This window comes from Helicobacter sp. MIT 05-5294, assembly GCF_000765675.1.
Taxonomy (GTDB): Bacteria; Campylobacterota; Campylobacteria; order Campylobacterales; family Helicobacteraceae; genus Helicobacter_D.
This window is the reverse complement of sequence record NZ_JRPA02000048.1, coordinates 1-1,983: the sequence shown is the minus strand read 5'-3', so window position 1 is coordinate 1,983 and position 1,983 is coordinate 1. Positions and strand designations below refer to the sequence as shown.

Annotated in this window: 3 protein-coding genes; all 3 read left to right on the top strand. The window is 31.0% G+C overall.

Annotated features, from left to right (window positions below):
- On the top strand, positions 1–483 hold a 483-nt coding region (locus tag LS69_RS10640), incomplete at its 5' end, for a hypothetical protein (RefSeq protein WP_194145496.1).
- A gap of 67 nt (positions 484–550) precedes the next feature.
- On the top strand, positions 551–1,351 hold the full coding sequence (locus LS69_RS09890) for a hypothetical protein (RefSeq protein WP_138124632.1): 801 nt from the start codon (positions 551–553) through the stop codon (positions 1,349–1,351).
- A partial coding sequence (locus tag LS69_RS09885; protein ID WP_138124629.1) for a hypothetical protein occupies positions 1,348–1,983 on the top strand: 636 nt, incomplete at its 3' end. The genes LS69_RS09890 and LS69_RS09885, both read left to right, overlap by 4 nt.

Here is a 1,983-nt window from a genome sequence, read left to right as displayed (position 1 = left end):
AAAATAAACCTACCCAACTCTAGTAATAAAGGTTTTGATGTAAAATTAGGTATGATAGATTCTAATCCTAATAGTCCTTATAATCAAATGCAATCTTATGAATCTAAGTATAGTTCTAAAAGAGTAGCGGTTGCTTGTATTGTGGATTATCCTTTTGAGATAATAAGCAATCAAGATCCTAAAATACCTAAAAACAATACAGAATCTGAAACAAATATCATTAATATCAATATGGAATCTAGCACAAACAACAAGCCTTTTGCTTATCAAGATTCTAACATACAAGCACACGAAATCATTAATCAAGATAATACTTCTACGCTTGTTATAGAATCCAAAAACAACTTCTTAGAATATCAAGGCAATACCGCAGATACTTTAATGAGTGGATTAAGTGGAATTTTTGGGGGTATGGTGGAGGGTGCAAAACAAGCCTCTAAACAGGCTGTAAAGCAATCAATGATTATGGCGATAAATGCTTAAAAGTAGCATAAAAGAACAATATGCGGTTATGAGAGATTTGTAAACCATAAACATAAAGGAAGAAGTATTGATAAGCAAACATAAACAAGAGATAGAATCTAGAAATCGCGATATGATTATTTGGGAAAGCGAGAAAAAGTTTTGTTTGGTTGCTATTTTGCAATATCTTATTTATTTTATTGTTGGCATTTTATTGTCTTGTTTTTCTTGGGCTATTTTGTTGCAAGAGTCATTTTTGTATATAATCCTGACGATACCGCTTACACTCTTTTTTGTTTATGAAATTTATAAAGCAATTAACCTCAAATCCGCATTTTTAACGCAAAATGGATTATTGCTTCAAACGCGATTGAAAGGAACAATTTTTTATCCTTATGGACATTTTGTTATTGGATTTTCTTTGGCTGTTGGGATAAGATATTTTGAAAGAATTTCAGTCTATGGTATCAATCACAAAAATATAGAGTTTGTTTTCCCTTGCGGCTATGATTCTCTTGGTATTTTCAAAAACAATAAAGATTTTAAACAATTCTGCACTCACTATACACAAAATGCTTTAGAAACTATGAATACAAAAGAAAAAGTGATGCTTTATAAACTTTATCGTCAAAATATAGAAATTATATTCAATGAGGAGCGAAATCATAATGTATTTACTCTAGACTTTAAACCTTATGAAGAAGAAATAAAAAAGTATTTTTGTAACGAATTGCGAAAAACTTTAGAAACCATGAATTCAAAAGAGAAAGTGATACTTTATAAAAATTACAAAGTATGGTTTGAAAAGACGAAGAATTTACAATACAATATGGATTGCTTTACTTCTTATATGGAAGAAATGGAATCTTATTTAAGGGAAAAGAAATGAAGAGAGAAGATAATATTTATACTTCTTTGAATATTTGCCAATATAAATCTAATGATAATCTACCGAAAAATGAAAAAAATTTAAATGATTTAGGAATGGCTGCCAATGCCTTTCTTAATATTTATTTACCTGCAAATGCCGCATTTGTAAGCATTATGAGTGATATGCTTGAACCTAAAAATCATTCAGTTTTATTGCCAAATGTTCCGACTATTGCTTTGGGGGTTAATTATGGAGTGGTCGCATATCTTTTTAAAAAAGCAGAGGGAAAGGATAATAGTAGAGCAGCTAGTGAAGCTGCGATTGAATTTGTAATAAGTTGGCAAACAAGCAATATTGGTAAATTGATTGGCGAAAAAATAATCACAAGCCAAGTCACCAAACAAATTGCTACACGCGTAGCCACAAGACTTGGCATTGTTATGGCAGGGAGAATCTTAGGGGGTTATGTGGGTTCCGTTGTCCCTATTGTTGGAACAATAGTTTGTGCAGTAGCTGGAGCTTGGATAGCGGGTAAAGTTGAAGAATGGTGGTTTAAAGAAGAAGACAAACAACTAGCCAATTCTAAAGCACAAAACGAAACAATAGATAAATTATCACAACAATATCAAGATAAAATTAATCAAATCAAT